A 26,187-nucleotide genomic window follows, 5' to 3' on the forward strand; every position below is an offset into this window, starting at 1 on the left:
ACATCTTTATCTATCTCGATAAAAAATGTTTGTGCGCTGCCTCCGCTGCCATATACGCCTTTATAGACTTGATTTACAGCGTGGCCGCTACCATCAATCGCCACTTGGTTGTGTGTATTGCCTGAAGCGCTATGCTTTAAATTTAGTGCCGCCACTTCGCCATCTGTTGCCTGTGTGAAGATAGTGCCTTTGCCCTCTAGTGCCACTTTGTCATTATTATCGCCTTTGATCTTTAGCACGGTATTTACACTTTTTAGCCCACCATCTGTTACTTGTGAGTCTATGATATCAAGCACGCTTTTGGCATCTAGTCCTATCGAGACTGCCTGAGTGCTCTTGCTACCAAGCTGTAAAATTTCAAAGCTCTTTAGTTTATCATTTAGATCAGCCACTTTGCTAAGATCGATATTTTCAGTAAAGATGAGCGTATCAACGCCACCTTTTGCGTCTATCTTGTTGCCTTCGTAGGTAAAGGTATTGTTTTGATCATCTCCCTCGTGAGTGATCTTGATATTTTTATCTATCTCAACAAAAAATGTCTTTGTGTTAGTTCCATCAGTGTATGTGCCTTTGTAGACGTGATTTAGTGCATGTCCGCTACCATCAATCGCTACTTTGTTAAATTCATCTCCTATGGCTTGACTATGTTTCCAGTTAAGCATAGTTACTTCTTTATCAGTAGCTAGTTCAAATTTATTATTTCCATCACTTATTAGCTTAACGCCATCTTCATCATCGCCTGAGATTTTTAAGACAGTATTCATACTTTGTGTATCTTGTATCTTTTTTCTGCCACTTCCTGAGCCAATGGTTATGGTGGTCTCTTTTGAGTCTATGATATCAAGAACGTTTTTAGTATTTAGTGATATTGAGACAGCTTGGGTTTCAGTACCTAGTTGCAAACGTTCAAAACTTTTTAAAGTATCATTTAAATTACTTACTTTTTCTAGTTTTGTATCTTCAACAAATATCAGCTTATCTACACCACCTTTTGCATCTATACTCTTGCCATTATAGATAAAGACATCATTTAGATTACTTCCTTCAAGAGTATTTGTATTGTGTTTTAAGTGCATTACTCTATTAAAATCATCTGGGTCATTTCCATAACCATTTAGTGCTTTTCTATAGCCATTTGCATCAGCACTACTAACGTATCCTTTATCTTCCAAAGCTTTTATATAGCTATTACTAAAAAGATGTGTGCCACTTCCTTGCGAGCCAATATTTTTATAGTCAGCATCTGTATATATAGGATTTTTATGTTTTCTTATCTGTATATCGAGATCCACATCTGTTCTTTGATCTATATAGTCGATATTTAATTTGTAAAAGCCTTTTTTTAATGTTATGACGTTAGGGTATCCCAAAACAGTATCACCCACTCTATTAACTTCTCTTGTTGACCAAGGGTTTGGATTTTGTGGAGGATGTGGTTGTTGGTCGCCATTCCAATATGACGCAACTATTTTATAATTGCCAAGCTCCATATATACATGATCTTGAAAGCGGTCCGCCCTTACGTGGTACTCGCCATCTTCTTCTATATATATCCATCCACTCATATGCATGACAAGGTCTGTTCCTACAGTCTCAGCTTCTAGCAAGGTGTAGTTACCCGAGTGATTTACATTGTAGTGGGTGCCAGTGTGGTCTGTGTCACTTGCCATAGGGGAGTGTCCTACTCTTGCCATATCATTTGTGTTTAACTCTCCCGCTGATGGTCTAGTCCAGCTTAATTTATAATCTTTTCCTCCCCTAAAGGAGACTTCATCAAACGTAGTAGTTGCACTAACACCAGCCCACTCCATCCATTCTTTATAGTGATGCTTTACATAAAATAAATTTGCACTATCTGTTTGTAAAAATGGTCCAGGATACATAAATTTATTTATAAATTCTTTATTTGTACAATCATAAAACCACATATCAACATCAAGGCCTTTGTTTGCCACCATAGTTACGGTTTGAACGGCTAAATTTCCCGCGTCATCTAGTCTTTCTACTATGTAGTTTTTGCTGCCAGTGTTTTGTGCTACGTTAAAGCTTCCAGAGTAGCTTAAATTTCTATCAAGTGTCAGTGTCGTCTTATCAGATGTCTCAGCGTCTATGACCTCTACATCTTTTGATTTTTCATCGTGTGGATTGTTTGCAGCTTCGCCTTTGCCGCTAAAATTTATAGCGTAGCTACCAGAGCTATTTTTTATATTATCAAAGTCAGATTCTATTAGCTTGTCAGGCTTTGAGTCAAGATCGACTGTGATAGTTAGGTTATCATCTCTTTGAGGTACGCCGTCAGTCCCCACATAGGTGGCGTCTATGATATGGTGCGTTCTATCTAGCTTTTTGCCAGCTTTTTCAAAGTCTGCTATGACGGTGTTATTCTCGATCTTGGCTATAAAGCTATCACTTATATTTCCGTTTTCATCTTTTATCTCTATTAGCACGTAGCCCTTGCTATCACTTGTGGTGTCAGGCTTATTTATGCCAAATTTAATGTATGGCTGTTCGTCATTCGTAAGAGCGATGTTGTAGTTTATCTTTTGGGTCGAATTTGACTCATACTGGCTTGTCGAGATGATATGCTCGTAGTTCTCTTCGTTTAGGTATTTTGCAGAGTGGATATCGGCATTATCTATCTTTGTAACAAGCTTTACATCGTCTATATAGTCAAGCACACCAAAGGCAAATAGCCTACCACTTGAAGTGCCAGAGATTGCGCTTCCATCGTCTTTTATAAGAGTTGCATCGACTAAGGTCGGACGCTTACTACTTACCGTCACGTCTGGTATGGTGATAGCGCCGTCAATTATCACTTTTATATCGCTTGGATCTTTTTTGTTTATCATATGCACGCCATCATCGTCTAGGATGTAGCTCACGGTTGATTGTTTGTTGGTAAGTGGGTTTAGGATGCTTATCTTTAGCTCGTCTTTTGGCACTGCGCTACTTGGGAGATAGACCTTTACATCAGAGGTCGTTATAGCTCCAGTGGTGTCGTCTATGAGCCCATCTCCGTCAGCGTCTTTGACAAATTTAGCCACTGGACTGTCGCTAAATTTTATCTCATTTGTATCGCTTTCGCCTTTGTTGCCAGCCTTGTCCATCATGGTCGTCGTTATGCTTGTGGTTTTGCCATGTTCTATTGGCACTGTGATCTTAAATTTGCCGTCATTTAGTGGCACTTCATTGTGATCAGGGGCGATTATCTTGCCATTAGTGTATGTGTAGACCTTGTGCGTTTTACTGCCGTCTGGGTTTGTGACATCTATGGCTATCTTATCGCCTTCTTTTATCACGCTTGGGATTTTTATGGAGGCCTCAGTTTTTGTTGGATCGCCGTCATTGTATCTGTTTTCTGAAGTGTCTATCTTGCCATCTGGTGTTCTATTACTAGAGCCCAAGTCACTATCAAAGCTTATCTTAGCTGATTTTACAGGTGGAGCTACTACGACGCTTGGGGTGGTTTGGCTACTTGTGCCATTTGGTTTTGGCGCACCATGCTCGTCATTAACCGTTGTGCTTATAGATACACTTGAGCCAGGTGTCACTGGCACGCTTACGCCTGGCACTTCAAATTTACCATTAACTATTGGTATAAATACGTTTGGGTGATTTTTATCATAGACGCTTGTGCCATCGTTGCTTACTACAAATTCTTTTGGCGAGCCACCTATGTTTATAGTGACGCTCTCTTTTGGCTTTATGGTGCGAGGTAAATTTATCTCAACCTTTGAAGTGCCATCTCCTATCTCGTCGCCACTTATCAGACCATCGCCGTTTTTATCAGCTGTTAGCGTTACTTTTACAGTGTCACTTACGCTGCTACTTGGCGTAGTGCTTGTGGCTGAGACGTTGCCAAATTTATCGACTACGCCAGTTTCTATGCTGCTTCCTGCTGTGATGTTTGCGATGTTTGGCACGCTAAAGCTAACTGCGCCATTTTCATCGGTCGTAAATGTATAGGTGTTGCCGTCCTCGTCAGTGGCTGTGCCATTTTCTTTATCTAGCGTAAATTTCTTCTCAACTGGTGGTTTGCCTGGTTCATTTAGCTTAAACGTGATCTTATCTCCAGTGCTAAGCTCATCAGGCACTACAAATTTCATACCGCTAGTTTGCGTGCCACTGCCATATCCTAGCTCGGTCGCATCTATCACGCCGTCGCCATTTTTGTCAAGATCAAGCGTGGCTGTCACTTTTGAGATGGCTGGCGTGTCGTTTAGCTCATAAGCAGTTGGTGGCGCGGTAAATGTCCTGCCACCAGTGGTGTATGAGCTTGTCACGGTCGTTTTGCCATGGTTTAAAATTTCAACCCCAGTGATCTCTGCTTTGCCATTTACGATAGGTATAGGAGCCGCTCCAGTGGGCGTGCCGGTGCTATCAACTGGGATTAGCTCGTTTGTAGCAGTATTTACTTTGTAGTTGCTAGTTTTACCGCCACCTTTCATATTTGTCTTTATCGTGATGATGTCGCCATTTTTAGCAACGTCTGGGATATCAACCCCTATGCTTGTGATGATTTTCTTGCCATCAGGAGTTTTTGGTAGCGAGTTTAGCTGAGCTCCTCCTAAAAAGCCCTTTTTCTCGCCAGTATCGCTTGTGAGGTTAAAATTTAGCACGATGTTTGGCTCTGGAGGTGTAAAATTTAGGTTTTCGGCGCCAAATCCAGCGTATGAGACCCCGCCGATTTTTGCCTCGCCAACTGGCCATTTGACCTTGTCATGCCTAGCTTCAAGAGCGCGCAAACCAGTGTAGAAGTCATAGATATTTGAGTAGTGGCCACCTAGTTCAAATTTGATGCCACTACTGCCAGCAGAGGCGAAGTTATGTGGTGATGAGCCGTGAGAGGATAGCTCTTGATGGGAGATTTGATCATCGTCATTTGCGTGTTCTTTGTGGTTTTCAAGGATGTTTGCGTTTTTTGGGATGACTAGCTCGCCTTTGTGCTCAGCAAAGACATTTATAGTGTGAAATACCGAGCTAAAGCCGACATAAGCCTTTTCGCCGTCATCAAAAACAATGGTAAGGTTCGAGTTTTCGCTCGTTTTTATATCATCACCAAGGTAAATTTCATCGCCTTTGCGCAGCACCCTCATAGTGCCGTCCCTGCTTATGGCGATGGCTTAACCCTTGATCTTTTTGATAACGCCGATCCTTATGGCGTCAAAATTTGGCATTTTTTCATCCCTGTAAAATATGTGTATTGTAATATCGAAAAAATTTACTAAATTTTTATATAAGAAAAAATAAATTTTTATATAAACTAAAAATAACAAGAGTGATTTTTGAAAAGCTGCTAAAGAGCCTTTATAAACTCTTTAAATTTATCTCCTCGCTCGGCGTAGCTCTTAAACTGATCAAGGCTCGCAGCTGCTGGGCTTAGAAGCGCTATCTCGCCAGCTTTTAGCTCTTTGCCGATTTCATTTACGGCGTTTTGTAAAAAGTCGCATTTTAGGGCAGGGATGCTAAATTTAGCAGCTAAATTTATAAGCTTGTCGCTATTTGAGCCAATAGCGTAAATTTTGACCTTAAGACCCTTTAAATTTTCAAAGAGCTCATCCATGCTAACGCCCTTGTCGTCGCCGCCTAAGATTAGGTGCATGAAGTGGTCTTTGTAGCGTTTTACGGCTTGAATGCTGGCGTCTATGTTGGTCGCTTTTGTGTCATTGACCCAGGTTCGCCCCATCTTGTCGGTGAGCTCTTCAAGCTTGTTTGCTTCAATAACAAAGGTGTTTAAAAGACCCACATCGCAGCGATCAAATAAAATTTTCTCAACCGCAAGTGCCAGCAGTGCGTCAAGTAAAAATGGCGTTTTAAAGGCTATGTCGTCTAAATTTACGCCACAAAAACGAGCTAAATCGCTCTCATCTTTATATGCGATCACTTTGGCCTTTGTAGGCGTTTTAGCGTAAATTTCAGGCACGATCGCCACGCTAGTTTCACTCATGCTAGCAAGCGGCTTAAGCTTTGCCTTTTCGTACTCGTTCATGTTGCCATGCCAGCTTAGATGGTCTGGAGTGATCGGCAAAAGCACGTAGATGCCAGGTGTTGCGTGCTTTGTGTAGTGCAGGGTAAATGAGCTAGTCTCAAGTATCCAAATTTTAGCGTGCGGGTCTAAATTTGCTAGTGCGATGCCGACATTGCCGCCCATTACTGAGCCCTTGCTCTCTAGCAGGTGCTGCATCATCTTTGTAGTCGTCGTCTTGCCATTTGTGCCGCTTATCCAGACATTAAATGGCAGATGAGCCTTGTAAATTTCATAAAAATAGTCATATTCGCTAACTAAATTTCTAGCTTTTTTGATAAGCTCGTGGTGAGGCGGGATGCCTGGGCTTGGTATCTCTAGGTCGCTTTTTGCTGGGTCAAATTCGCTAACTGGCAAAAGAGCGTTGCCAAACTCGTCCTTAGAAATTTCGCTAAATTTATCATCATATATATCCCAAAAGCCCTCATTCACGAAGTTTTTAGCGATAGCTTTTGTCGTGCCACCATAGCCAAATAGTGATTTTCTCATGTTTTTATCCTCTTTTGCCCCATAAAATTTCTACTATATCGTTAGCACTTAGCTCACGCATCACGCCCTCTATCTCGCGGCGCTCAAAGAGCTCAAATCTAAACGTATCAGCAAAATTTAGCTTCAAAAACTCCGCAAAATAAGCACCCTCGCAAGCAAATTTTACTCTTATATAAAATGCCTCTAAAAAATCATCATCAAATTCAGGCACAGGCGCTAATATACGCTCTACGATCTGCCTAAGCTCGTCTTTTGTTATGTCAGGCACTACTTTTGGCTCTGGCAGGGCGATGTCAAAGGCGAGATTTTCAGCGCCCTCAGCCTCCCACCACTCGTGCAGGCTAAATTTACTCATATCCTTGCCGCTTATCTTGGCTAGACGCTCTTCTACTTTGCGGTACTCTTTGCCGTCTTCATCGCCAAATTCGTCACAATAGTCGGTGTAGGCTAAAATTTGCTCCAAAATTTCATCATATATTTTTCTTGCACGCTCAAAGTCAGGCTCTATCTGCGCTCGCATGATCTACCTGATCTTTAGCGCCGTTAGTGCGATCAAATTTGCCAAAAGCGCGATAATCCAAAAGCGCACGATGATCTTATTTTCCGCCCAGCCTTTTATCTCAAAATGGTGATGTATAGGCGCCATTAGGAAAATTCTGCGTTTAAAAATTTTAAAACTACCCACCTGCAAGATGACGCTTAGCGTCTCAACGACAAAGATGAGGCCGATGATGATGAGCAAAATTTCGTTTTTGGTCGCAACGCCCATAAAACCGATATATGCGCCAACACTTAGGCTGCCGCTATCGCCCATAAAGACTTCAGCCGGATGGCAGTTAAACCACAAAAAGCCCATGAGCGAGCCAATGAGCGCAGAGGCTACGACGACGCTCTCGCCAACGCCTGCGATCTTTGGTAAAAGCAGGTACGAGCTAAAGACAGCGTGACCGCAGATGTAGGCAAAAACGCCAAGTGTTAGAAGTGAAAATATCGATGGCACGGCGGCAAGTCCGTCAAGTCCGTCTGTTAAATTTACCGCATTTGAGGCTGCGACGATGACAAGCGTCCAAAAGAAAATGGCAAAAATTTTCATGTCAAAGATCGGCTGCTTGTAAAATGGCAGGTAAAACTCGGTGTTTAGCTCTTTGCTGATGTATAAAAAGGCTGCGAGCAAAAAGGCGATGAGAAACTGAAAAAAGAGCTTTGCCTTTGGGCTTAGGCCGGCGTGGTTTTTAGCACCTAAAATTTTGCTGTAGTCATCCTTATAGCCAAGCAAAGTGAAGCAAACTAGGCAAAAGAGCGATGCTAGCACGAAAGCGTTATCAAGCCTTGCGCAGATGATCGTGGCGATCACAGCTGTAAAGACAAAGACAAGTCCGCCCATGGTTGGCGTTTTGGCCTTTTTTTGGTGAGTTTGTGGCGCGAGCTCGTAGATAGGCTGTGCGGCGTTTTTTGCCTTTGCCCAAGCGATAAATTTAGGCATCAGATAAGCTGTCAAGATAAATGCTATGAAAAACGCGATGCCAGCGCGAACGGTGATATACTGAAAGATATTAAAATTTAAAATTTCGTAGATATAGTAAAACATAGGGGCCTTTATTTTAAAAAAAAGCAATTTTAGTATAATGGCCTTAAAAATTATCTAAATTTAAGGATAAAATTTAAAAATGGCTCAAAAAACTATACTTATAATAACTGATGGCATTGGATCAAACAAAAATGGCAAATTTAATGCATTTGAGGCGGCCAAAAAGCCAAACTACGATAAATTTTTTAAAGAAATTCCAAACTCACTCATAAAAACTTCTGGAAACGCTGTGGGGCTACCTGAGGGGCAGATGGGAAATAGCGAAGTAGGGCACATGTGCATAGGAAGCGGTCGAGTTTTGTATCAAAATTTGGTCAAAATTTCACGCAGCTTTGATGATGGCTCAATAGCAGAAAATGAAGCACTAAAAGCTCTTTTTAAAAAGTGCAAAAAAATTCACGTCATAGGGCTATATAGCGACGGCGGCGTGCACTCTCATATGGAGCATTTTGACGGCATGTGCGAGCTTGCTAGCAAAAATGGCTGCGAAGTTTTTGCCCACGCTATCACCGACGGACGCGACGTTAGCCCAAATAGCGGCTTAAATTTCATAAAAAGCTTGGAGGCTAAATTTAAGGTAGCGACCGTTTGTGGGAGATTTTACGCGATGGATAGAGATAAACGCTGGGAGCGCGTAAAAGAGGCCTATGATAGCCTAGTAAATGGGGCAAATTTAAGCGATCTAGCACCAAGCGAGTATCTACAAAAAAGCTATGATGATGGCGTGACTGATGAGTTTGTAAAGCCAGCTAGTTTTAATGGTTTTAAAGGCATAGGCAAAGATGACGGCGTGATCGTAATAAATTTTAGAAATGATAGAGCAAGAGAGATTTGCGAGGCTCTAGGCGAGGAGAAATTTAGCGAGTTTAAGCGCCCTTTTGCTATCAAAAATCTAATCACCATGACCGAATACGACGCAAATTTTAAATTTGAAGTGCTCTTTAAAAATGAAAAGATAAAAAATACTCTAAGTGAGGTCATAGCAGCCGCTGGTCTAAGGCAGCTTCACACGGCTGAGACTGAAAAATACGCCCACGTAACATTTTTCTTTAATGGCGGCGTCGAGGAGCTAGCCAGCAACGAAACAAGGGTGCTTATCCCTAGTCCAAAGGTCAAAACCTACGATGAAAAGCCAGAGATGAGCGCTGCTGAGGTTTGCAAAGCCGTGCTAAAGGGCATGGATGATGAGCAAGACTTTATCGTGGTAAATTTCGCAAATGGCGATATGGTGGGACACACTGGCAACTACGAGGCTGCTATAAAGGCGGTTGAAGCAGTGGATAGGGCTCTTGGAGAAATTTACGCCAAGGCAAAAGAGAAAAACTACGCGATGATCATCACGAGCGATCACGGAAACTGCGAAGAGATGCGTGATAGCAGCGGTGAGCTACTGACAAACCACACAACTTATGACGTCTTTTGCTTTGTGATGGCTGATGGGGTTAAAGAGCTAAAAAATGGCGGCCTAAACAACATCGCGCCTAGTGTTTTAAAGCTCATGGGGCTTGAAATTCCAGCTGAAATGGACGAGGCGTTATTTTAAATTTGATAATATAAGCAAAATTTATAAGGAGAATTTATGAAATTTGGTGGAAAAAACGTGCTAATAACAGGTGCAAGCAGAGGCATCGGCGCACAAATCGCAAAGACGCTTGCAAATATGGGCTTAAAAGTGTGGATAAACTACCGCTCAAAGCCTGAGATAGCAGACGCTTTGCAAGCTGAAATCGAGCAAAATGGCGGCAAGGCTGCAGTGATAAAATTTGACGCGACAGACGAAGATGAGTTTATAAAAGGTATAAATTTGATAGTTGATAGCGACGGCGAGCTAAGCTACCTCGTAAATAACGCTGGCATCACAAATGACAAGCTAGCGCTTCGCATGAAAACTAGCGAATTTACAGATGTGATAAATGCAAATTTAACTTCAGCTTTCATAGGATGTAGAGAGGCTTTGAAAGTGATGAGCAAAAAGCGCTTTGGAGCGGTCGTAAACGTCGCATCTATCGTTGGTGAGATGGGAAATGCTGGACAGGTGAATTATTCAGCCAGCAAGGGCGGACTAATCGCGATGAGCAAGAGCTTTGCGAAAGAGGGCGCAAGTAGAAATATCCGCTTTAACAGTGTAACTCCGGGCTTTATCGAGACTGATATGACGCATGGACTAAGTGACGAGGTGAAAAAAACTTATAGCGACAACATCCCACTAAAACGCTTTGGCAGCGCTAGTGAGGTGGCCGAGGCTGTGGCATTTTTACTAAGTGATCACGCGAGCTACGTGACTGGCGAGACGCTAAAAATAAACGGCGGACTTTATATGTAATGAAATTTCAACAAGTTTTGAAATTTAAAATAAATAAAAGCGTAAATATTATAAGATAACAGACATTTTTTATAAGGAGACCTTAAATGGCAGTATTTGAAGACGTAAGAGACGTAGTTGTAGAGCAACTAAGCGTAGATCCACAAGCGGTAAAACTAGAGTCTAAAATCATCGAAGATTTAGGCGCTGATTCACTTGACGTTGTAGAGCTAGTTATGGCTTTAGAAGAGAAATTTGAAGTAGAAATTCCTGATAGCGAAGCAGAGAAATTAGTAAGCATTCAAGACGTTGTAAATTATATAGAAAAACTAGGCAAATAATTTAAATTTGCATAGTTTGATTTAAGGAGATGTATTGAAACGAGTCGTTGTAACTGGTATTGGCATGATAAACGCACTTGGTCTTGATAAAGAGAGCTCTTTTAAGGCTATTTGCGAGGGTAAAACAGGTGTGAAAGAGATCACGAGCTTTGATGTAAGCGAATTCCCTGTTAAAATTGCTGCCGAGATAACTGATTTTGATCCAAATAGCATTTTAGACGGCAAAGAGGTGAAAAAAGTAGATCGTTTCATACAGCTTGGCATAAAAGCATCTAACGAAGCTATGGCTGATGCAAATTTTAAGGAGTTTGACGCTCACAAATTTGGCGTTAGTTCAGCGGCTGGTATAGGTGGTTTGCCAAATATTGAGAAAAACTCAATCACATATTTTGAAAAAGGCGTAAAGAGAATTTCGCCATTTTTCATCCCATCTGCACTTGTAAATATGCTAGGTGGCATAGTTTCAATAAACCACGGACTAAAAGGTCCAAATTTATCAAGCGTAACAGCTTGTGCAGCAAGCACTCATGCGATATCACAAGCTGCAAAATGCATAATGATCGGTCAAGCAACAAATATGCTAGTTATCGGCGCTGAGTCAACTATCTGTGGTGTTGGCATAGGCGGTTTTGCAGCGATGAAAGCACTCTCAACTAGAAACGATGAACCAAGTAAGGCATCAAGGCCATTTGATGCAAACCGCGATGGCTTTGTAATGGGCGAGGGCGCTGGCGCACTTGTGCTTGAAGAGTATGAGTCGGCTGTTGCAAGAGGTGCTAAAATTTACGCTGAAGTAGTTGGCTTTGGTGAGAGCGGAGATGCACACCACATCACATCACCAACACTTGAAGGTCCATTAAGCGCAATGAAGCAAGCACTTGATATGGCAAAAGGCGTAAAGATAGACTATGTTAATGCACATGGTACTTCAACGCCAGTAAATGATAAAAATGAGACAGCTGCGTTAAAGGCTGTTTTTGGTGATAAGTGCCCACCAGTTAGTTCAACTAAAGGTCAGACTGGACACTGCTTGGGCGGTGCTGGTGCGATCGAGGCTGTCATATCTATAATGGCAATGAGAGATGGCATCATCCCTCCAACAATAAACTACGAAACGCCAGATCCAGATTGCGATCTAGACTACGTTCCAAATAAAGCCAGAAAAGCTGATATAAAAGCTGTTATGAGTAACTCATTTGGCTTTGGTGGAACAAACGGCGTCGTGATATTTAAAAAGTTGGATTAAGATGTCAAATTATTTAGATTTTGAAAAGAGCATAAAGCAAATTGATGAAGATATAGCAAATGCTAAGATCAGAGGCGATGAACATGCTGTTGAAATTTTAAATAAGAACCTATCTAAAGAGATATCAAAAGTATATAAAAATTTAAACGAATATCAACGTTTGCAACTTGCTCGTCACCCAGATAGACCATATGCTATTGATTATATAAATTCATTTTTAGTTGATGGCTATGAGATCCATGGCGACAGGGCATTTCGCGATGACCCAGCAATAGTCTGCTACATCGGCTATATCGGAGGTAAAAAGACTGTCGTTATAGGCGAGCAAAAAGGTCGTGGCACTAAAAATAAACTAAAAAGAAATTTTGGTATGCCTCATCCGGAGGGCTACCGAAAGGCTTTACGCGTAGCAAAATTGGCTGAAAAATTTAACCTACCTATCTTATTTTTGATAGACACTCCAGGTGCGTATCCTGGCGTTGGCGCTGAAGAGAGAGGTCAAAGCGAAGCCATAGCTAGAAATTTATTTGAATTTGCAAATTTAAAAACTCCAATAGTAGCTGTCGTTATCGGCGAAGGCGGAAGCGGTGGTGCTTTAGCTATCGGCGTGGCTGATAGACTTGCCATGATGAAAAACTCTGTCTTTTCAGTCATCTCGCCAGAGGGTTGTGCAGCGATACTTTGGAATGACCCAGCTAAACAAGAGCAAGCTACAAAATCTATGAAGATAACGGCTGATGACTTAAAAAATTTATCACTTATAGATGATGTGATAAACGAGCCGATAAATGGAGCTCATAGAGATAAAGACGGTGCTGCAAAAGCACTTGCAAACTACTTCATCTCAGAGCTAGCTGAGCTTGAGAAGCTTGATATAAACGAGCTTGTCGCAAAAAGAATAGATAAAATTCTCTCTATCGGAGCTTACGAGGAGTAAAATTTATAGTCACAAGTGAGTTGGAATTTAAGTAAATTTACTTGTGACTCTCCTTTGCATTAAATTTAATACGCTTTTTTAATTCTAAAAAATGAAATAATTTTATATTTTTATCGCAATCTTCTAAATTTTAATAACTCATCTATGCGACTTTTAAGTGTTTAAGGCTAAAATTCTTAGCAAATTTAAACAAAGGTCATTTGTGGATAAATTTCAAGAAAAATATATAAATCTTTCAAAAGATTACTACAAAAATAACGGCAATGCAGCAAGCGTAGAGGCTTTGTACCAGTTTAAAGAAGAGCTTGAAGTAAGCAAGGACGCGCAAGCAAAGAGCGTTTTAGTAAATCTCTATCAGCTTTTGTCTATGCAAAAGAGCGCTTATGAGCTACTTTTAAAGATACACGATCAAAACGACAAAAAGCAGCTAAAAACGCTTGGCTACCTTTCGCAGTTTGTGGATGAGGGCGACAAATGGGCGGTTCCAAGGCCAAAGAGCAAAGAGCAAATTTTAGCTCAAAAGGCAAAGGCCACCACCTTGCCAAAATTTCGCTATCACCCAGAGCCTTTAAAAACTGGTGCATTTAAAGATGATATGAGTGTCACTTGTGAGTGCTGCGGCGAAAACACTGAAATTTACTATGAAAATGGCATATACAGCGAGCAAGATGTCACCTATCTTTGCCCAGCTTGCATCGCAAATGGCAAAGCTGCCAAGAAATTTGACGCTACCTTTGTTCAAGACGCCGACAAGCTTGCCACGGATGACGCCAAAAAAGATGACGAGCTTTTTAGAAGAACACCTGGCTATGAGAGCTGGCAGGGCGAGCACTGGGTGGCGTGCTGTGATGATTATTGCGCATTTTTGGGATATGTGGGCACGAAGGAGCTTTTAGAGCTTGGCATAGCAGACGAGGTTTTTGATGACTACGCAAAAAGGGACGATTACGACGTGAAAATGGCTCGAGAGCTGCTTGTAGCTGGCGGCAACTTTGCTGAGTATTTGTTTCGTTGCTTGCACTGTAAAAAGTATCACATCTACATTGATGCTTGCTAGAAAGGAAAAATATGGATCTAAATGAAATTGCAAAAGGCTGCAAAGAGCGCGGTCTGGAGAGGCTTTTTGAGTTTTTAAAGCCAATGGCTAAAAATGCTATAAAGATAGATGCGCAGGCTAAAAGTGACGGTGATATCGCCATTGGAGCGTCTAAATTTGGCGGGCAGCCAGATCTTCCAGCTAGCGTACCTTGGCCGTCAAATGAAAACGGCGCGCTTAGCTTTGTGGCGCAGATAAATTTTGCTGAGGTTAGCAAATTTGACACCGATGGGTTACTGCCAAAAAGTGGCATGCTCTATCTTTTTTATGATATAAATTTACGCATTTGGGGTTACGACCCTGCCGATAAAAAGGGCTTTGCCGTGATCTTTGCTGAGGCAGCTCAAGACCAGCTTGCTCGCCAAAACATGGATAGCGGAAATTTCACATTTGGCGCACGCTCTCTTAGCTTTAAAAACGAGCTAAATTTGCCAAGTTTGCAAAGCTCGCTCGTGCCGTTTGGTAAATTTAGCGAGGAGGAGTGGGCGGCATATCACGAGGTCATCGAGCCAAGCTGGCAGGCCAAAGAAAACAAGCTACTTGGTCACTCTGACAACATCCAAGACGGCATGGAGCTAGAGTGCGAGCTCGTGGCAAACGGCCTTGACTGCGGCGATGGTAGCGCTTATCACCACCAAAATATCGCGGAGTTTGAGAAAAATGCCGCCCAGTGGCAGCTGCTTTTGCAGATAGATAGCGATGAGCAGAGCGACATGGACTGGGACGGTGAGGGTAGAATTTATCTATGGATAAAGAGGGATGACCTGGCGGCGCGCGACTTTAGCAAGACGTGGCTAGTTTTGCAAACAAGCTAATTATGAAAATTTATTAAGATCGCTTGTTTTTTTGTATCATTGACAATCCTTTTAAAGGGATTTATGCCTAAAATTTCATCATGTAGGCACTTTCTTGCTACGATTGCTTTGCTTGCAGTAAGTGTCATTTTGCCTACTTTTGCTCACACATCGCCCACAAAAGGTCAAAACCAAACAAATTTAAAAAAAGATGATTAAAAATATCGTTTTAGTTCATGGCACATTTGTCGATGGCTCTTGCTACGCTGAGTTGATCCGCCACTTGCAAGAAGCTGGCATTGACGCCGTTGCTGTGCAAAAAGCACCGATGAAAGGTCTTAGCCCAGACGCAAATGGCGAGATCATCTTGCCATTTGAGGCGTTTGCAGATGTATGTCTATGAATGCAGCTGCATTTAGCGATAAGATAGGCACGGCTGCTTGGTATGAAAAGCCATCTTTTTATCTTTTAACTAAAAACGATCACGCCTTGGCGTATGAGGTGCAGCAGCGTTTTTCAAAGCAGATAAATGCAAAGACAAAAGCGGGTATCTTTTGATGATCTCAAAGCCAAAAGGACTGGCAAACTGGCTCATTGAGATTGCAAATTTGATCTAAATTTATAAAACAAGCCACATTAAATGAGTAGCTTGAAGCTAAATTTTACTAGCATTTTTGCCCATCAAGGCTTTAAATTTATCTTTTCTTTTTATAAAATACCAAGCTTATCGATGCCCAAATTTAGGCAAATTTTAGTAAAATCCTTAAAAAATTTAAAGGCAAAATATGTTTAATGGCTTAATCAGGGAGCTTGCCGAGGTCATTAGCTACTCGCAAAATGTTTTACGGCTAAAGGCTAAATTTCGCCCAAATTTAGGCGACAGCATCGCAGTAAATGGCGCATGCTTAAGTGTAACCAAACTATATGAGGACGGCTTTAGCGTGGAGCTAAGCGCAGAGAGCAGGGCAAATGTCGCGGTTGAAAATTTAACTGGCTTGGTGCACATTGAGCCTGCGATGAAGCTTGGAGAGCGAGTAGATGGGCATTTGATGCAGGGGCACATCGACTTTATCGGCGTGATCTCAGCTATCAAAAAGCATGAAAATGGAGTTGATTTTTACATCGATCTACCGCGCGAGGCGATGGCTCTCATGGCAAACAAGGGCTCGGTGGGCGTTGAGGGCGTGAGCCTAACGATAAATGAAATTTTGCCAAAGGGTATCAGGCTAACTATCATTCCCATCACTTTTAGAGATAGCCTTTTTGGCACTTTCAAGGTTGGCAGACGCGTAAATATCGAGAGCGACTTGCTGGCTCGCTACGTGGTTAGGATGCTTGAGAGCAAGCAAAATGGCGGCCTTAGCTGGGACGAGGTCGAGAGAATTTCGAGCCTTTACTAAGCGAGCGAAGATGCGTGAAAATTTAGAGATCGTTTTTGATAAAAATGGCATATTAGCTGGCTTTACAAACAGGCTTGGCGGCGTGAGCAAGGGTAAATTTAGCTCGCTAAATCTTGGCGATCACGTAGGTGACAACCCAGCAGATGTCATCAAAAATAGAGAAATTTTGGCTAAAAATTTAGGCGTGAAAAAACTTAAATTTATGAAGCAGATACACTCGGACAAGGTTTTTGTCCTTGAAAACGAGGAGGACGAGCTACCAGAGTGCGACGCTGTGATCACAAATTTAAGCGATGTTGGTATCTGCGTCTTGGTGGCGGACTGCTCGCCTGTTGTGATGATAGATGAGAGGCAGGGCGCTATCTGCGTGGCTCATGCGGGCAGAGCTGGCGTGATGCTAAAAATTTGCACAAAAGCAGTTATGCTCATGAGCGAGAAATTTGGCTCAAGAGCGGGCGACATCAGCGTCTTTGTCGGAGCAAATATAAAAGGTGGCTGCTACGAGGTGGGCGAGCTTGATCTTGGGGAATTTAACGCATATAAGATAGGTAGAAATTTTGATATGAACGCAGCCTTGAGAGATGAATTTAAGGCACTTGGCGTGAAAAATTTAAACTTTAGCGAGATCTGCACGCACTGCGATGAGAGATATTTTTCGTACCGAAGAGACGGAGTTTGCGGTAGATTTTGCGGATTTGCGGTCAAATTTAAGGATAAAAATGGGATATGAGAGCTTTAAAAATCCACTAGCGGCAAAAATAGCTCAAAACGCTAGAAATTTGGGCTTTGAGCAGCTTATGAACGAAGAGTTTGTGCAGATGCTTCTTAGCTCAAAAAAGTTGGAGCTAAGTGCCGTGGATAGGGAAAATGTGGAGCAAATTTTTATAAAACTGATGGAGATAGAAGAAAAAGTACAACTTAGCAAATAAAGGAGAAAATATGCTTTTGCTTAAAAATGCTAATCTATACACGCCAAAATTTCTTGGCAAGTGCGATGTTTTGGTAGGTGGCGGTAAAATTTTAGCTATCGGCGATGGGCTAAATTTTAACATCGAAGGGCTTGAAATTTACGACTTAAAAGGCAAAATTTTAGCCCCGGGCCTCATTGATCAGCACGTGCATATCACGGGTGGTGGTGGCGAGGCTGGATATCACTCAAGAACGCCTGAGATCACGCTTAGTCAGATCGTAAAATACGGCACGACGACGCTTGTTGGCGTTTTGGGGACTGACGGGGTTACTAGAAGCTTGGAAAATCTCTACTCAAAGGCAAAAGCGCTCGAGTTTGAGGGCATCTCGACCTTCATACACACCGGCTCATACGCAAGCCCCTGTGTGACATTTACAGGCGACATCGCAAAGGACCTCATACTAATCGACAAGGTGATCGGCGTCAAGATCGCACTAACCGACAACCGCGGTAGCTACGTCTCAAAAGAGGAGCTGATAAAAATCCTAAGCAAGATACGCATAGGCGGCATGGTCTCTAAAAAAGGCGGTGTGCTTCACATGCACATGGGAGGGCTGAGTGAGAAATTTGACAACGTCTTTAAGGTGATAAAAGACTATGAATTCCCAGTTCATTACTTCTCGCCGACACACTGCGCTAGGACGAAAGACCTGTTTAACGAGGCTTTAAAATTTCAAAAAATGGGCGGAAACGTCGATATCACAAGCGGTGGAAGTAAATTTGCCCCACTTCATGAAGTGGTAGCTTACGGCCTTGAAAATGGGCTAAATTTAGAGCGCCTAACGATGAGCTCAGACGGAAACGGCAGCGTGCCTAAATTTAACGAAAATGGCGAGCTTATCGGATATGGCTGTGCGTCATGTGCGTCAAATTTAGAGGTATTGCAAGCTTTAGTGAGAAATAAAATTTTAAATATAGAAGATACTTTGGCTTTGATGAGTAAAAACGTGGCGAGATATCTAAATTTAAGCCAAAAAGGCGAGATAAAAGTTGGCAACGACGCTGATCTTTGTGTATTTGACGAGGAGCTAAATTTATATGACGTGATCGCAAAAGGCGAGTTTTGCGTTAAAGAGGAAAAGGTCGTTAAAAAAGGCTTTTTTGAGTAAATTTATGAAAATTTGAGCTTTATTGGTAGCTAAAGATATCTTTAAATTTAGCTTCAATAAAGCCAAGTTTCAATATAATCCAAGCTTTATTTCACACACGGCAATCCTAAATTTGGTTGTGCGAGAGCATTAATGGTCGTGGAGGATAAAACTAAATTCAAGGCAAAATGCCTAAAATAAGGAGAAACTCATGGTAACTATGAGAGATTTATTAGAGTGTGGCGTACATTTTGGTCACCAAACACGCCGCTGGAACCCAAAGATGAAAAAATTTATCTTTGGCGAGAGAAAAGGTATCTATATTATAGATCTACAAAAGACTATCCGCTACTTCCGCTACACTTACAACATCGTTCGTGACGCAGCTGCTGAAGGTAAGTCAGTGCTATTTGTCGGTACTAAAAAACAAGCTATCGACGCTATAAAAGAGTACGCTGAAAAATGTGGAATGCCTTATGTAAATCACCGCTGGTTAGGTGGTATGATGACAAACTTCGGTACTATCCGCCAGTCTATCCGCAAACTAGAAGTTATCGAGGCTATGGAAGAAGATGGTTCGATAAATTTACTAACTAAAAAAGAGGCTTTGATGCTTCGCCGCAAAAAAGAGAAGCTTATCGCAACTCTTGGTGGTATCCGCAACATGAAAAGCCTACCTGATATGATATTTGTTGTTGATACAGTTAAAGAAAAGATCGCCGTTCAAGAGGCAAATCGCTTAAAAATCCCAGTTGTAGCACCAATAGATACAAACTGCGATCCTGACGTTGTTGATTATCCTATCCCAGGAAACGACGATGCGATCCGCTCTGTTCAGCTTTTCTGCCAAGAGATGGCTGAAGCGATCAACGAAGGCAAATCACTTCTTGAGCAAGATGGTGGCGAGCAAGCTGCTGGCGAAGAAGTAAGCCAAGATGAGAAAGACGCAGTTGTAGCTGAGGCTATGAGCGAAGAAGACTTTGGCGAGGACGAAGAGTAATGGAAATAACTGCACAAATGGTAAAAGAGCTCCGTGAATCAACCGGAGCTGGTATGATGGACTGCAAAAAGGCACTTGGCGAAGCAAATGGCGACATGGAAAAAGCTGTTGATATTCTTCGTGAAAAAGGCCTAGGTCAAGCTGCTAAAAAGGCTGACCGCCTTGCAAGCGAGGGCCTAGTAAGCGTTGAAGTTTGCTCAAAATGCAAAAAAGCAACTATTAGTGAGATCAACTCTGAGACTGACTTCGTTGCTAGAAACCCACAGTTTCAAGCGCTTGCAAAAGACACAACAGCTCACATCCAAACAAGTGGCATAAAAACAGTTGAAGAGCTAAATGCGAGCACTTTAAATGGCGTTAAATTTGAAGATTATTTCAAAACTCAGATCGCAACTATCGGCGAAAACCTTGTAGTTCGCCGCTTTGAGACAATCAGCGCTAATGATAAGGGCGTGGTAAATGGCTATGTTCACTCAAATGGCCGTGTTGGCGTGCTTATCGGTGCAGCTTGCGAAAGTGCTGATGTTGCAAACAAAGCAGCTGAATTTATAAGAAATTTATGTATGCACGCAGCTGCTATGAAGCCAAGCGTTATAAGCTACAAAGACCTTGATAAAGATTTTGTTGAGAAAGAATTTATCGCACTTCGCGCTGAGCTTGAAAAAGAAAATGAAGAGCTAAAACGCTTAGGCAAGCCACTTCATCACATCCCTGAGTATGCTAGCCGCTGCCAGATAGGTGAGGCTGAGCTTGCAAAAGCTACAAAAGCGATCGAAGAAGAGCTAAAAGCTGAGGGCAAACCTGAGAAAATTTGGGACAAGATCATCCCTGGTAAGATCGAGAGATTTTACGCTGATAACACAGTGCTTGACCAACGCCTCACACTTTTAGGTCAGTTTTATGTAATGGACGATAAAAAGACTATCGAACAAGTTATCGAAGAGAAGAGCAAAGAGCTTGGCGGCAAGATCGAGATCGTAAAATACGTTCGTTTTGAGCTCGGCGAAGGCTTAGAGAAAAAAGTAGATGACTTTGCTGCAGAAGTTGCTGCTCAAATAGGCTAATGGAAATTTTAAGAGCGTCTAATCTAGGCTTTGCGTATGATTATACGCTCTTTAATAATATAAATTTAACTCTTAATCAAAAACAAAGCATCGCGATAACCGGAGTTAGCGGTTGTGGCAAATCAACACTTTTACACATACTTTCAACACTTTTAAAGCCAAATTTTGGCGAGGTCATCTACCAAGATAGATCGATCTATGAGCTTTCTCAAAACGAGCTTTTGGCTATTAGAAGGCTTCATTTTGGTATCATTTTTCAGTCGCACTATCTTTTTAAAGGTTTTAGTGCTTATGAAAATATCGAGCTTGCAAGCATCTTATCTGGCGAAAATATAGAAAAAAATGATCTTGAAGCGCTTAAAATTTCAAGCGTTATTAACCAAAAAGTTGGTGAGCTAAGTGGCGGTCAGCAACAGCGTGTCAGTATCGCTAGAGTGCTTACAAAAAAGCCAAAGATCATCTTTGCAGACGAGCCAACTGGCAACCTTGATAAGCAAACAGCAAATGAAGTGATGCAAGTTTTGTTTGACTATATAAATGAAAATAACGCTGCCCTTGTGCTAGTCACTCATGACAACGACCTAGCCGCGAAATGCAATAATTCATACAAGCTTGAAAATAAAGAGCTTGTGCAAATTTCTTAAAATTTAGCTTCAAATTTCTAAAAACTACCGCTTAAATTTAAAAAACAAAGTAAAATTTTGTAAAATTAGTAAAAAATTTAAAAGAGCAAAATGGAACTAGTAGAATTTTTTGGAGCCGATAAAGCAATAGTTTTTATGCTTTTGTTTGCACGCCTAAGCGGTCTCATCGTCTTTTTTCCATTTTATTCACACAATCAAATTCCTCTTAGCGTAAAAACGCTTTTAGTTTTTGTCCTTTGCGTCGTGCTATTTCCCATCTCAAAAGCTCATGAAAACTCTATAAATTTCTTAATCGGCGAGATCTTAGGCGAGGTTATGCTGGGACTAAGTGCAGGTCTTATGCTAACCATCATCTTTGCCACACTTCAAATGGCAGGCGAGCAAATCTCGATGGTCATGGGCTTTTCGATGGCCTCTGTGCTTGATCCGCAAACTGGCACAAACTCTCCAGTCATTGCAAACCTTATAAATTTCATCGCCCTTTTAACATTTTTGGCATTTGACGGTCACCATTTGCTTCTTCAGTTTTACGCTAGCTCGCTTGCTGTTGTGCCGCTAGGAGATTTTTATCCGCGCCCTGGCATCATGAGCTATGCGATAAATTTATTTACAAATTTGTTTATGTTTGGCTTTATCATGTCATTTCCCATCATCGCCCTCTCTTTGCTCTCAGACTCTATCTTTGGCATGCTCATGAAGACGATGCCGCAGTTTAACCTACTAGTCATCGGCTATCCTATCAAAGTGACGATCGGATTTTCTGTTTTGATAGCCATTTTAGCAGGCATTATGAAGATCATGAGCGACCTACTTTTAAAAGTGATAAATGATTTGCCGGCTCTGTTTTTTTAAGAAAATAGCAATGAAATTTATCATAGAATAGGCTTTTACTATTACAAGGAGGGATGATGAAAGTTGCTCTTATAAATAAAAATCCAGCAGTTTCACGTCTGATAACTTTAAGTCTGAATAAAATCGGCACCGAATATAGCGAATTTGAGGATCTAAATGGATTTGACGATGCTCAGTTTGACTTTATCATAATCGACAGTGACGTGGATAGTAGCGAGCTAGCTACAGACAAAAAGGTGATGTATCTAGCAAGTCGTGGCGAGAGCAAACCAGAATTTGCTACTTTGATGCTTGAAAAACCATTTTTACCGACTGAATTTATAAGTGTTTTTGAGCAAAATGTCCCAAAAGATGAGCCAGCTGCCGAGCAAAATGCTAGTGAGCAGGGCGAAAGTGACTTTGGTGATTTTAGCGACGAGGCTATAAATTTTGACGAGATGTCAGGGTTTAAGCTGCCTGATATCGATACAAATTTAGAAAATTTCGCAGACCTTGACAAAGAGCTTTTAGAAAGTGGCATAGATAGCCCAAGTGAGGAGATTAACGAGAGTGACTTGCAAGAGGAAAATGAAGCTAGCGATGTGGAGTCTTTAGAAGAGCTTGAGGACCTACAAGAGCTTGCTAGTGAAGACCTTGCTGATGAGAGCGTGGATGAAGAGACTAGCGAAGCGATAAGTGATGCAAATGAGAGCGAAGAGAGCAAAGATGGCGATCTAGCAGAGCTTAGTGCGCTTGTCGATGAGATAGAAAATATGCCAGAAGAGTCTGAAGCAGATGAAGAGCTAAATAAAAATTTAGATGATATTATTAGCCAAAATGACGTTGCAGGCTTGGTTGATGAAAAGAACGCGGGTAGCGAGCTTGACGAGATAGATCAGAGTAAATTTGAGCTTAGTGAGATCGATTCGCTTGATGAAGAGCTAAATAGTGAAGAGGCTGACGAAGAAAATAAAAATTTAGATGATGCTGACGAGACTAATACTAAAAATTTGGAGCAAGAAGAGCTAAATTTAGACGAGCTAGCTAAATTTGATGATGAAGATAGCCCTGAAAATGAGCTAAATTTAGAAGATGAGCCTAAAGATGAGGAGAATTTAAATGAGATCTCTGAGGCTGATGAAGAGCAAATTCAAGTAGATGATGAAAAAGTAGAAGAAGATATAGAAGAAGAGGCTTTGGATGAAATTTCAAGTGAGGAGCTAGAAAATTTAGAGCCTAGTGATAGCGAAAACGCTTCTAATGAGATACCAGTAGAAGAGTTAGAAGATGTGAGCGAGCCAGAAGCTAAAGAAGATCTAGGCCTTGCGGATGAAACTTTCGAAGAAGAAAATGCTCAAGAAGAGAGCAAAGACGCGGCATCAAGTGAGTTAAATTTTGACGCGGCATCGATAGATGATATAGATGAAAACACGATGTTGGCGGCATTTGGACTAAAAGATATACCTCAAACAAGCTCAAAAAATGATGCAAAAGAAGACTACAAAGAAGAACTAACTAAAAAGATCACAAAACACGTCCATGAGTCACTAAATGAGAGCTCGCTAAGAGATGTGCTAAAAGATATGAACATCAAGATAAATATAAGTTTCGAGGAAAAGTAGTTGCAAGGACAAATTTTAGTAGTTTCAGGGCCTAGTGGAAGCGGTAAAAGCACGCTTTTGGGCCGTCTTTTAAAGGAGGAGAAAGACCTATATTTTTCTATCTCAAGTACAACAAGAGCCAAAAGAGAAGGCGAAGTTGATGGGGTGGATTATTATTTTATAAAAGAAGATGAATTTAAAAGCGGCATAGAAAAGGGCGAGTTTTTAGAGTGGGCGCAGGTGCATAAAAACTACTATGGCACGAGCTTAAAGCCAGTTTTAGCAGCACTTGAAGCTGGTAAGATAGTTATATTTGACATCGATGTGCAAGGCTTTCACATCGCACTTGAGAAATTTAAAAGCTATATCACTTCAGTTTTTATCACAACTGCGAATAAAAAAGAGCTTAAGAGGCGCTTGAAAAACCGTGGAACAGATAGTGATGAAACGATAGAAAATCGCCTGATGAACGCAGTTGGAGAGATGGAGCATATTTTAGAGTATGATTATTTTTTAGTAAATGATGATATAGAAAAGAGCTATAAAGGGCTAAAATCAATCCTTCGAGCGATGAGGTTAAAAAGTGCTAAGATAAACTTAAGAAACGTCATCGACGAGTGGATAGATTGTTAGAAATTCAGGAATTTATGATAATATTTTGAGAAAATTTGATAAGGAGAAAAGATGGGTTCTTTTAGTATTGGCCACTGGTTGATCGTTTTGGCGATCATTGTATTACTTTTTGGAGCAAAGAAGATCCCAGAGCTTGCAAAAGGACTAGGTAAGGGCATAAAGACTTTTAAAGCCGAGATGGAAGACACAACACCTGAAAAGAGCGAAAAAGTCGAGCATAAAGAAGATAGTGCTACTAGTCAAAAGATAGAAGAAACAACTAAAAACGCATAGGTTTTAGAGTTGAAAAATAAAATAAAAGCTGAAATTTCAAAGGTTTTAGAGCGTGAATTTATACTTGAAAAGCCAAAGGATAAAAATTTAGCCCACTATGCGACACCGCTTTTTAGCCTTGCAAAGGAGCTAAGAAAGTCGCCTGCTATGATAGCTAGCGAATTTGCTGATAAATTTAGTGATAGCAAGATAGTTGAAGCTAGTGCGGTAAATGGCTACTTAAATTTCAAGCTAAAGAGCGAATTTTTAGATGAAATTTCAAAGCAAATTTTGCTAGATAGTGAAAATTTTGCAAAAGAAGATGCGAAAAAAGATAGCTATTTAATAGAATATATCAGCGCAAATCCAACTGGACCGCTTCACATCGGACACGTTAGAGGCGCAGTTTATGGCGATACTTTAGCTAGGCTTGGTAAAAGACTTGGCTACGCCATCTCAACAGAATACTACATAAACGATGCGGGTAATCAAATAGATCTGCTTGGTACTTCAATATCTCTCGCGGCTAAAGAGCAACTTTTTAACGAAAGTGTCGTCTATCCAGAGAAATATTACCGCGGGGATTATATTTTAGATATTGCTAAGCTTGCAAATGAGAAATTTGGCAAGGAAATTTTTTATGACGAGAGCAGAAACCTTGAGCTTGCTGAGTTTGGCAAGGATATCGTGCTTGATATCATCAAAAAGGACTTGGCTGATGTTGGGATATTTATAGAGAGCTGGGCTAGCGAAAAGGTCCTTTATGACCATCTTGTGTCAACTATAGAAAAGCTAAAACGCTCAAATCAAATGTATGAAAAAGAGGGCGCTACTTATATCACTTCTACCACGCTTGGCGACGATAACGATAGGGTTGTGGTTAGAAATGACGGCAGACCGACATATCTAGCTGGTGACATCATCTACCATAATGCTAAATTTGAAAGAAATTTTGACCACTATATAAATATTTGGGGTGCAGACCACCACGGATATATCGCAAGACTAAAGGCTGCGATAAATTTCCTTGGATATGACGAAAATAAGCTGGAAGTGATACTTATGCAGATGGTTAGCTTGCTAAAAGATGGTAAGCCATACAAGATGAGTAAGCGCGCTGGCAATGCCGTACTGATGAGTGATATCGCAAGTGAGATCGGTGCTGAGGCGCTTAGATTTATCTTTATAAGTAAAGCAAACACGAGTAGTTTAGAATTTGACATAGATGAGCTTAAAAAAGAGGATAGCTCAAACCCTATTTTTTATATAAACTATGCTCACGCTAGGATAAATCAGGTCTTTGCAAAGGCTGAAAAAAGCGTTAGTGACGTGATAAATGCGGACTTTGAGTGTCTAGATGAAAATGCTAAAAATTTACTTTTTGAAGCACTGATATTGCCTGAAATTTTAGAGGATGCTTTTATCTCAAGGCAGCTTCAAAAGATACCAGACTATCTAAAGTCGCTGGCTGCTAGTTTTCATAAATTTTATAATGAAAACCGCGTGGTTGGAAATGAAAATGAAGATAGCTTGCTAAAAGTCTTTGCAGTCGTTGCTGTCTCGATAAAAACAGCATTTAATATAATGGGAATCACAGCTAAAGATAGGATGTAGTGAACATAAATGATTCAAAAAATGTTTTAAGGACTAATTTATAATTAGAAATATTATAAATTAAATATAGAATATATAAAATACATTTAAGTATGAGCTTTTAATATAGCTTTAGTATTAAGCAAATTTAAGTATATTACTTTATAAAATATTTGTAGAGTCTTAAGGATAAGTTTTGTTATTTTTGCATGCATGATAGATAAAAATATGGCAAAAAGAAGTATTGTTTTGTTGTTAAAGAAAAGATTTGTGAAATATTAAAATTAATATAA

At 40.9% G+C, this 26,187-nt stretch carries 25 protein-coding genes; 21 read left to right on the forward strand and 4 right to left on the reverse strand.

What is annotated here, in order from left to right; all coding sequences use genetic code 11:
- The 4 genes from FZ945_RS09085 to mraY all read right to left on the reverse strand — a co-directional run.
- Nucleotides 1–5,096, reverse strand: a 5,096-nt coding sequence (locus FZ945_RS09085) for a hypothetical protein (RefSeq protein ID WP_262367209.1), incomplete at its 3' end; no start/stop codon positions are given.
- A gap of 200 nt (nucleotides 5,097–5,296) precedes the next feature.
- A complete protein-coding gene (gene murD / locus FZ945_RS09090; RefSeq protein ID WP_148804018.1) occupies nucleotides 5,297–6,514 on the reverse strand; it encodes a UDP-N-acetylmuramoyl-L-alanine--D-glutamate ligase in 1,218 nt (405 codons plus the stop codon).
- Between the two features lie 4 nt (nucleotides 6,515–6,518).
- Complete coding sequence (locus tag FZ945_RS09095; protein ID WP_148804021.1) at nucleotides 6,519–7,034, reverse strand: hypothetical protein; 516 nt, start codon at nucleotides 7,032–7,034, stop codon at nucleotides 6,519–6,521.
- A gap of 3 nt (nucleotides 7,035–7,037) precedes the next feature.
- Nucleotides 7,038–8,102 (reverse strand): phospho-N-acetylmuramoyl-pentapeptide-transferase, encoded by a 1,065-nt coding sequence (gene mraY, locus FZ945_RS09100; RefSeq protein ID WP_021086091.1) that lies wholly within the window; start codon nucleotides 8,100–8,102, stop codon nucleotides 7,038–7,040.
- Between the two features lie 79 nt (nucleotides 8,103–8,181).
- Here mraY and gpmI point away from each other — a divergent pair, with 79 nt between their 5' ends.
- The 21 genes from gpmI to argS all read left to right on the forward strand — a co-directional run bounded on the left by gpmI (nucleotide 8,182) and on the right by argS (nucleotide 25,915).
- Nucleotides 8,182–9,645, forward strand: a complete 1,464-nt coding sequence (gene gpmI / locus FZ945_RS09105) for a 2,3-bisphosphoglycerate-independent phosphoglycerate mutase (protein WP_148804023.1) — start codon at nucleotides 8,182–8,184, stop codon at nucleotides 9,643–9,645.
- A 36-nt stretch (nucleotides 9,646–9,681) separates the two neighbouring features.
- The gene (fabG, locus tag FZ945_RS09110; RefSeq protein ID WP_148804026.1) at nucleotides 9,682–10,425 is read left to right on the forward strand and encodes a 3-oxoacyl-ACP reductase FabG; all 744 of its coding nucleotides are present in this window, start codon (nucleotides 9,682–9,684) and stop codon (nucleotides 10,423–10,425) included.
- Nucleotides 10,426–10,511: 86 nt separating this feature from the next.
- The gene (gene acpP, locus FZ945_RS09115; RefSeq protein WP_002941395.1) at nucleotides 10,512–10,745 is read left to right on the forward strand and encodes an acyl carrier protein; all 234 of its coding nucleotides are present in this window, start codon (nucleotides 10,512–10,514) and stop codon (nucleotides 10,743–10,745) included.
- A gap of 34 nt (nucleotides 10,746–10,779) precedes the next feature.
- Complete coding sequence (locus FZ945_RS09120; protein WP_021085320.1) at nucleotides 10,780–11,991, forward strand: beta-ketoacyl-ACP synthase II; 1,212 nt, start codon at nucleotides 10,780–10,782, stop codon at nucleotides 11,989–11,991.
- A gap of 1 nt (nucleotide 11,992) precedes the next feature.
- On the forward strand, nucleotides 11,993–12,928 hold the full coding sequence (gene accA, locus FZ945_RS09125) for an acetyl-CoA carboxylase carboxyl transferase subunit alpha (protein ID WP_103630519.1): 936 nt from the start codon (nucleotides 11,993–11,995) through the stop codon (nucleotides 12,926–12,928).
- Nucleotides 12,929–13,130: 202 nt separating this feature from the next.
- Entirely contained in the window at nucleotides 13,131–13,985 is an 855-nt protein-coding gene (locus FZ945_RS09130; protein WP_148804027.1) for a CbrC family protein, read from the forward strand.
- An 11-nt stretch (nucleotides 13,986–13,996) separates the two neighbouring features.
- Nucleotides 13,997–14,839, forward strand: coding sequence for a YwqG family protein (locus FZ945_RS09135; RefSeq protein WP_148804029.1), 843 nt, complete (start codon nucleotides 13,997–13,999; stop codon nucleotides 14,837–14,839).
- Nucleotides 14,840–15,029: 190 nt separating this feature from the next.
- Complete coding sequence (locus tag FZ945_RS10075; protein WP_222862624.1) at nucleotides 15,030–15,221, forward strand: hypothetical protein; 192 nt, start codon at nucleotides 15,030–15,032, stop codon at nucleotides 15,219–15,221.
- The gene (locus FZ945_RS10080) at nucleotides 15,212–15,376 is read left to right on the forward strand and encodes a hypothetical protein (protein WP_222862625.1); all 165 of its coding nucleotides are present in this window, start codon (nucleotides 15,212–15,214) and stop codon (nucleotides 15,374–15,376) included. The genes FZ945_RS10075 and FZ945_RS10080 overlap by 10 nt, the downstream gene beginning before the upstream one ends.
- Nucleotides 15,377–15,603: 227 nt before the next feature.
- Complete coding sequence (locus FZ945_RS09145) at nucleotides 15,604–16,218, forward strand: riboflavin synthase (protein ID WP_148804031.1); 615 nt, start codon at nucleotides 15,604–15,606, stop codon at nucleotides 16,216–16,218.
- A 10-nt stretch (nucleotides 16,219–16,228) separates the two neighbouring features.
- Nucleotides 16,229–16,948 (forward strand): peptidoglycan editing factor PgeF, encoded by a 720-nt coding sequence (gene pgeF, locus FZ945_RS09150; protein WP_148804033.1) that lies wholly within the window; start codon nucleotides 16,229–16,231, stop codon nucleotides 16,946–16,948.
- Nucleotides 16,938–17,147 (forward strand): hypothetical protein, encoded by a 210-nt coding sequence (locus FZ945_RS09155; protein ID WP_021087977.1) that lies wholly within the window; start codon nucleotides 16,938–16,940, stop codon nucleotides 17,145–17,147. Before pgeF ends, FZ945_RS09155 begins: the two co-directional genes overlap by 11 nt.
- 10 nt (nucleotides 17,148–17,157) lie before the next feature.
- Nucleotides 17,158–18,297, forward strand: a complete 1,140-nt coding sequence (gene iadA, locus FZ945_RS09160) for a beta-aspartyl-peptidase (RefSeq protein WP_148804035.1) — start codon at nucleotides 17,158–17,160, stop codon at nucleotides 18,295–18,297.
- Nucleotides 18,298–18,487: 190 nt separating this feature from the next.
- A complete protein-coding gene (gene rpsB / locus FZ945_RS09165; protein ID WP_085658056.1) occupies nucleotides 18,488–19,276 on the forward strand; it encodes a 30S ribosomal protein S2 in 789 nt (262 codons plus the stop codon).
- Complete coding sequence (tsf, locus tag FZ945_RS09170) at nucleotides 19,276–20,340, forward strand: translation elongation factor Ts (RefSeq protein WP_148804037.1); 1,065 nt, start codon at nucleotides 19,276–19,278, stop codon at nucleotides 20,338–20,340. Before rpsB ends, tsf begins: the two co-directional genes overlap by 1 nt.
- Nucleotides 20,340–20,984, forward strand: a complete 645-nt coding sequence (locus FZ945_RS09175) for an ABC transporter ATP-binding protein (RefSeq protein WP_087581587.1) — start codon at nucleotides 20,340–20,342, stop codon at nucleotides 20,982–20,984. The genes tsf and FZ945_RS09175 overlap by 1 nt, the downstream gene beginning before the upstream one ends.
- A gap of 90 nt (nucleotides 20,985–21,074) precedes the next feature.
- Entirely contained in the window at nucleotides 21,075–21,836 is a 762-nt protein-coding gene (gene fliR, locus FZ945_RS09180; protein ID WP_087582853.1) for a flagellar biosynthetic protein FliR, read from the forward strand.
- 56 nt (nucleotides 21,837–21,892) lie between these two features.
- Nucleotides 21,893–23,437, forward strand: a complete 1,545-nt coding sequence (locus tag FZ945_RS09185; RefSeq protein ID WP_103569188.1) for a midas domain-containing protein — start codon at nucleotides 21,893–21,895, stop codon at nucleotides 23,435–23,437.
- Entirely contained in the window at nucleotides 23,438–24,049 is a 612-nt protein-coding gene (gmk, locus tag FZ945_RS09190; RefSeq protein WP_009294763.1) for a guanylate kinase, read from the forward strand.
- Between the two features lie 51 nt (nucleotides 24,050–24,100).
- Entirely contained in the window at nucleotides 24,101–24,322 is a 222-nt protein-coding gene (locus tag FZ945_RS09195; RefSeq protein WP_103635478.1) for a Sec-independent protein translocase subunit TatA, read from the forward strand.
- A 9-nt stretch (nucleotides 24,323–24,331) separates the two neighbouring features.
- Nucleotides 24,332–25,915, forward strand: a complete 1,584-nt coding sequence (argS, locus tag FZ945_RS09200; RefSeq protein WP_148804039.1) for an arginine--tRNA ligase — start codon at nucleotides 24,332–24,334, stop codon at nucleotides 25,913–25,915.
- Nucleotides 25,916–26,187 lie beyond the last annotated feature (272 nt).

Origin of the sequence: Campylobacter concisus, assembly GCF_902460535.1 — a bacterium.
GTDB lineage: Bacteria > Campylobacterota > Campylobacteria > Campylobacterales > Campylobacteraceae > Campylobacter_A > Campylobacter_A concisus_AS.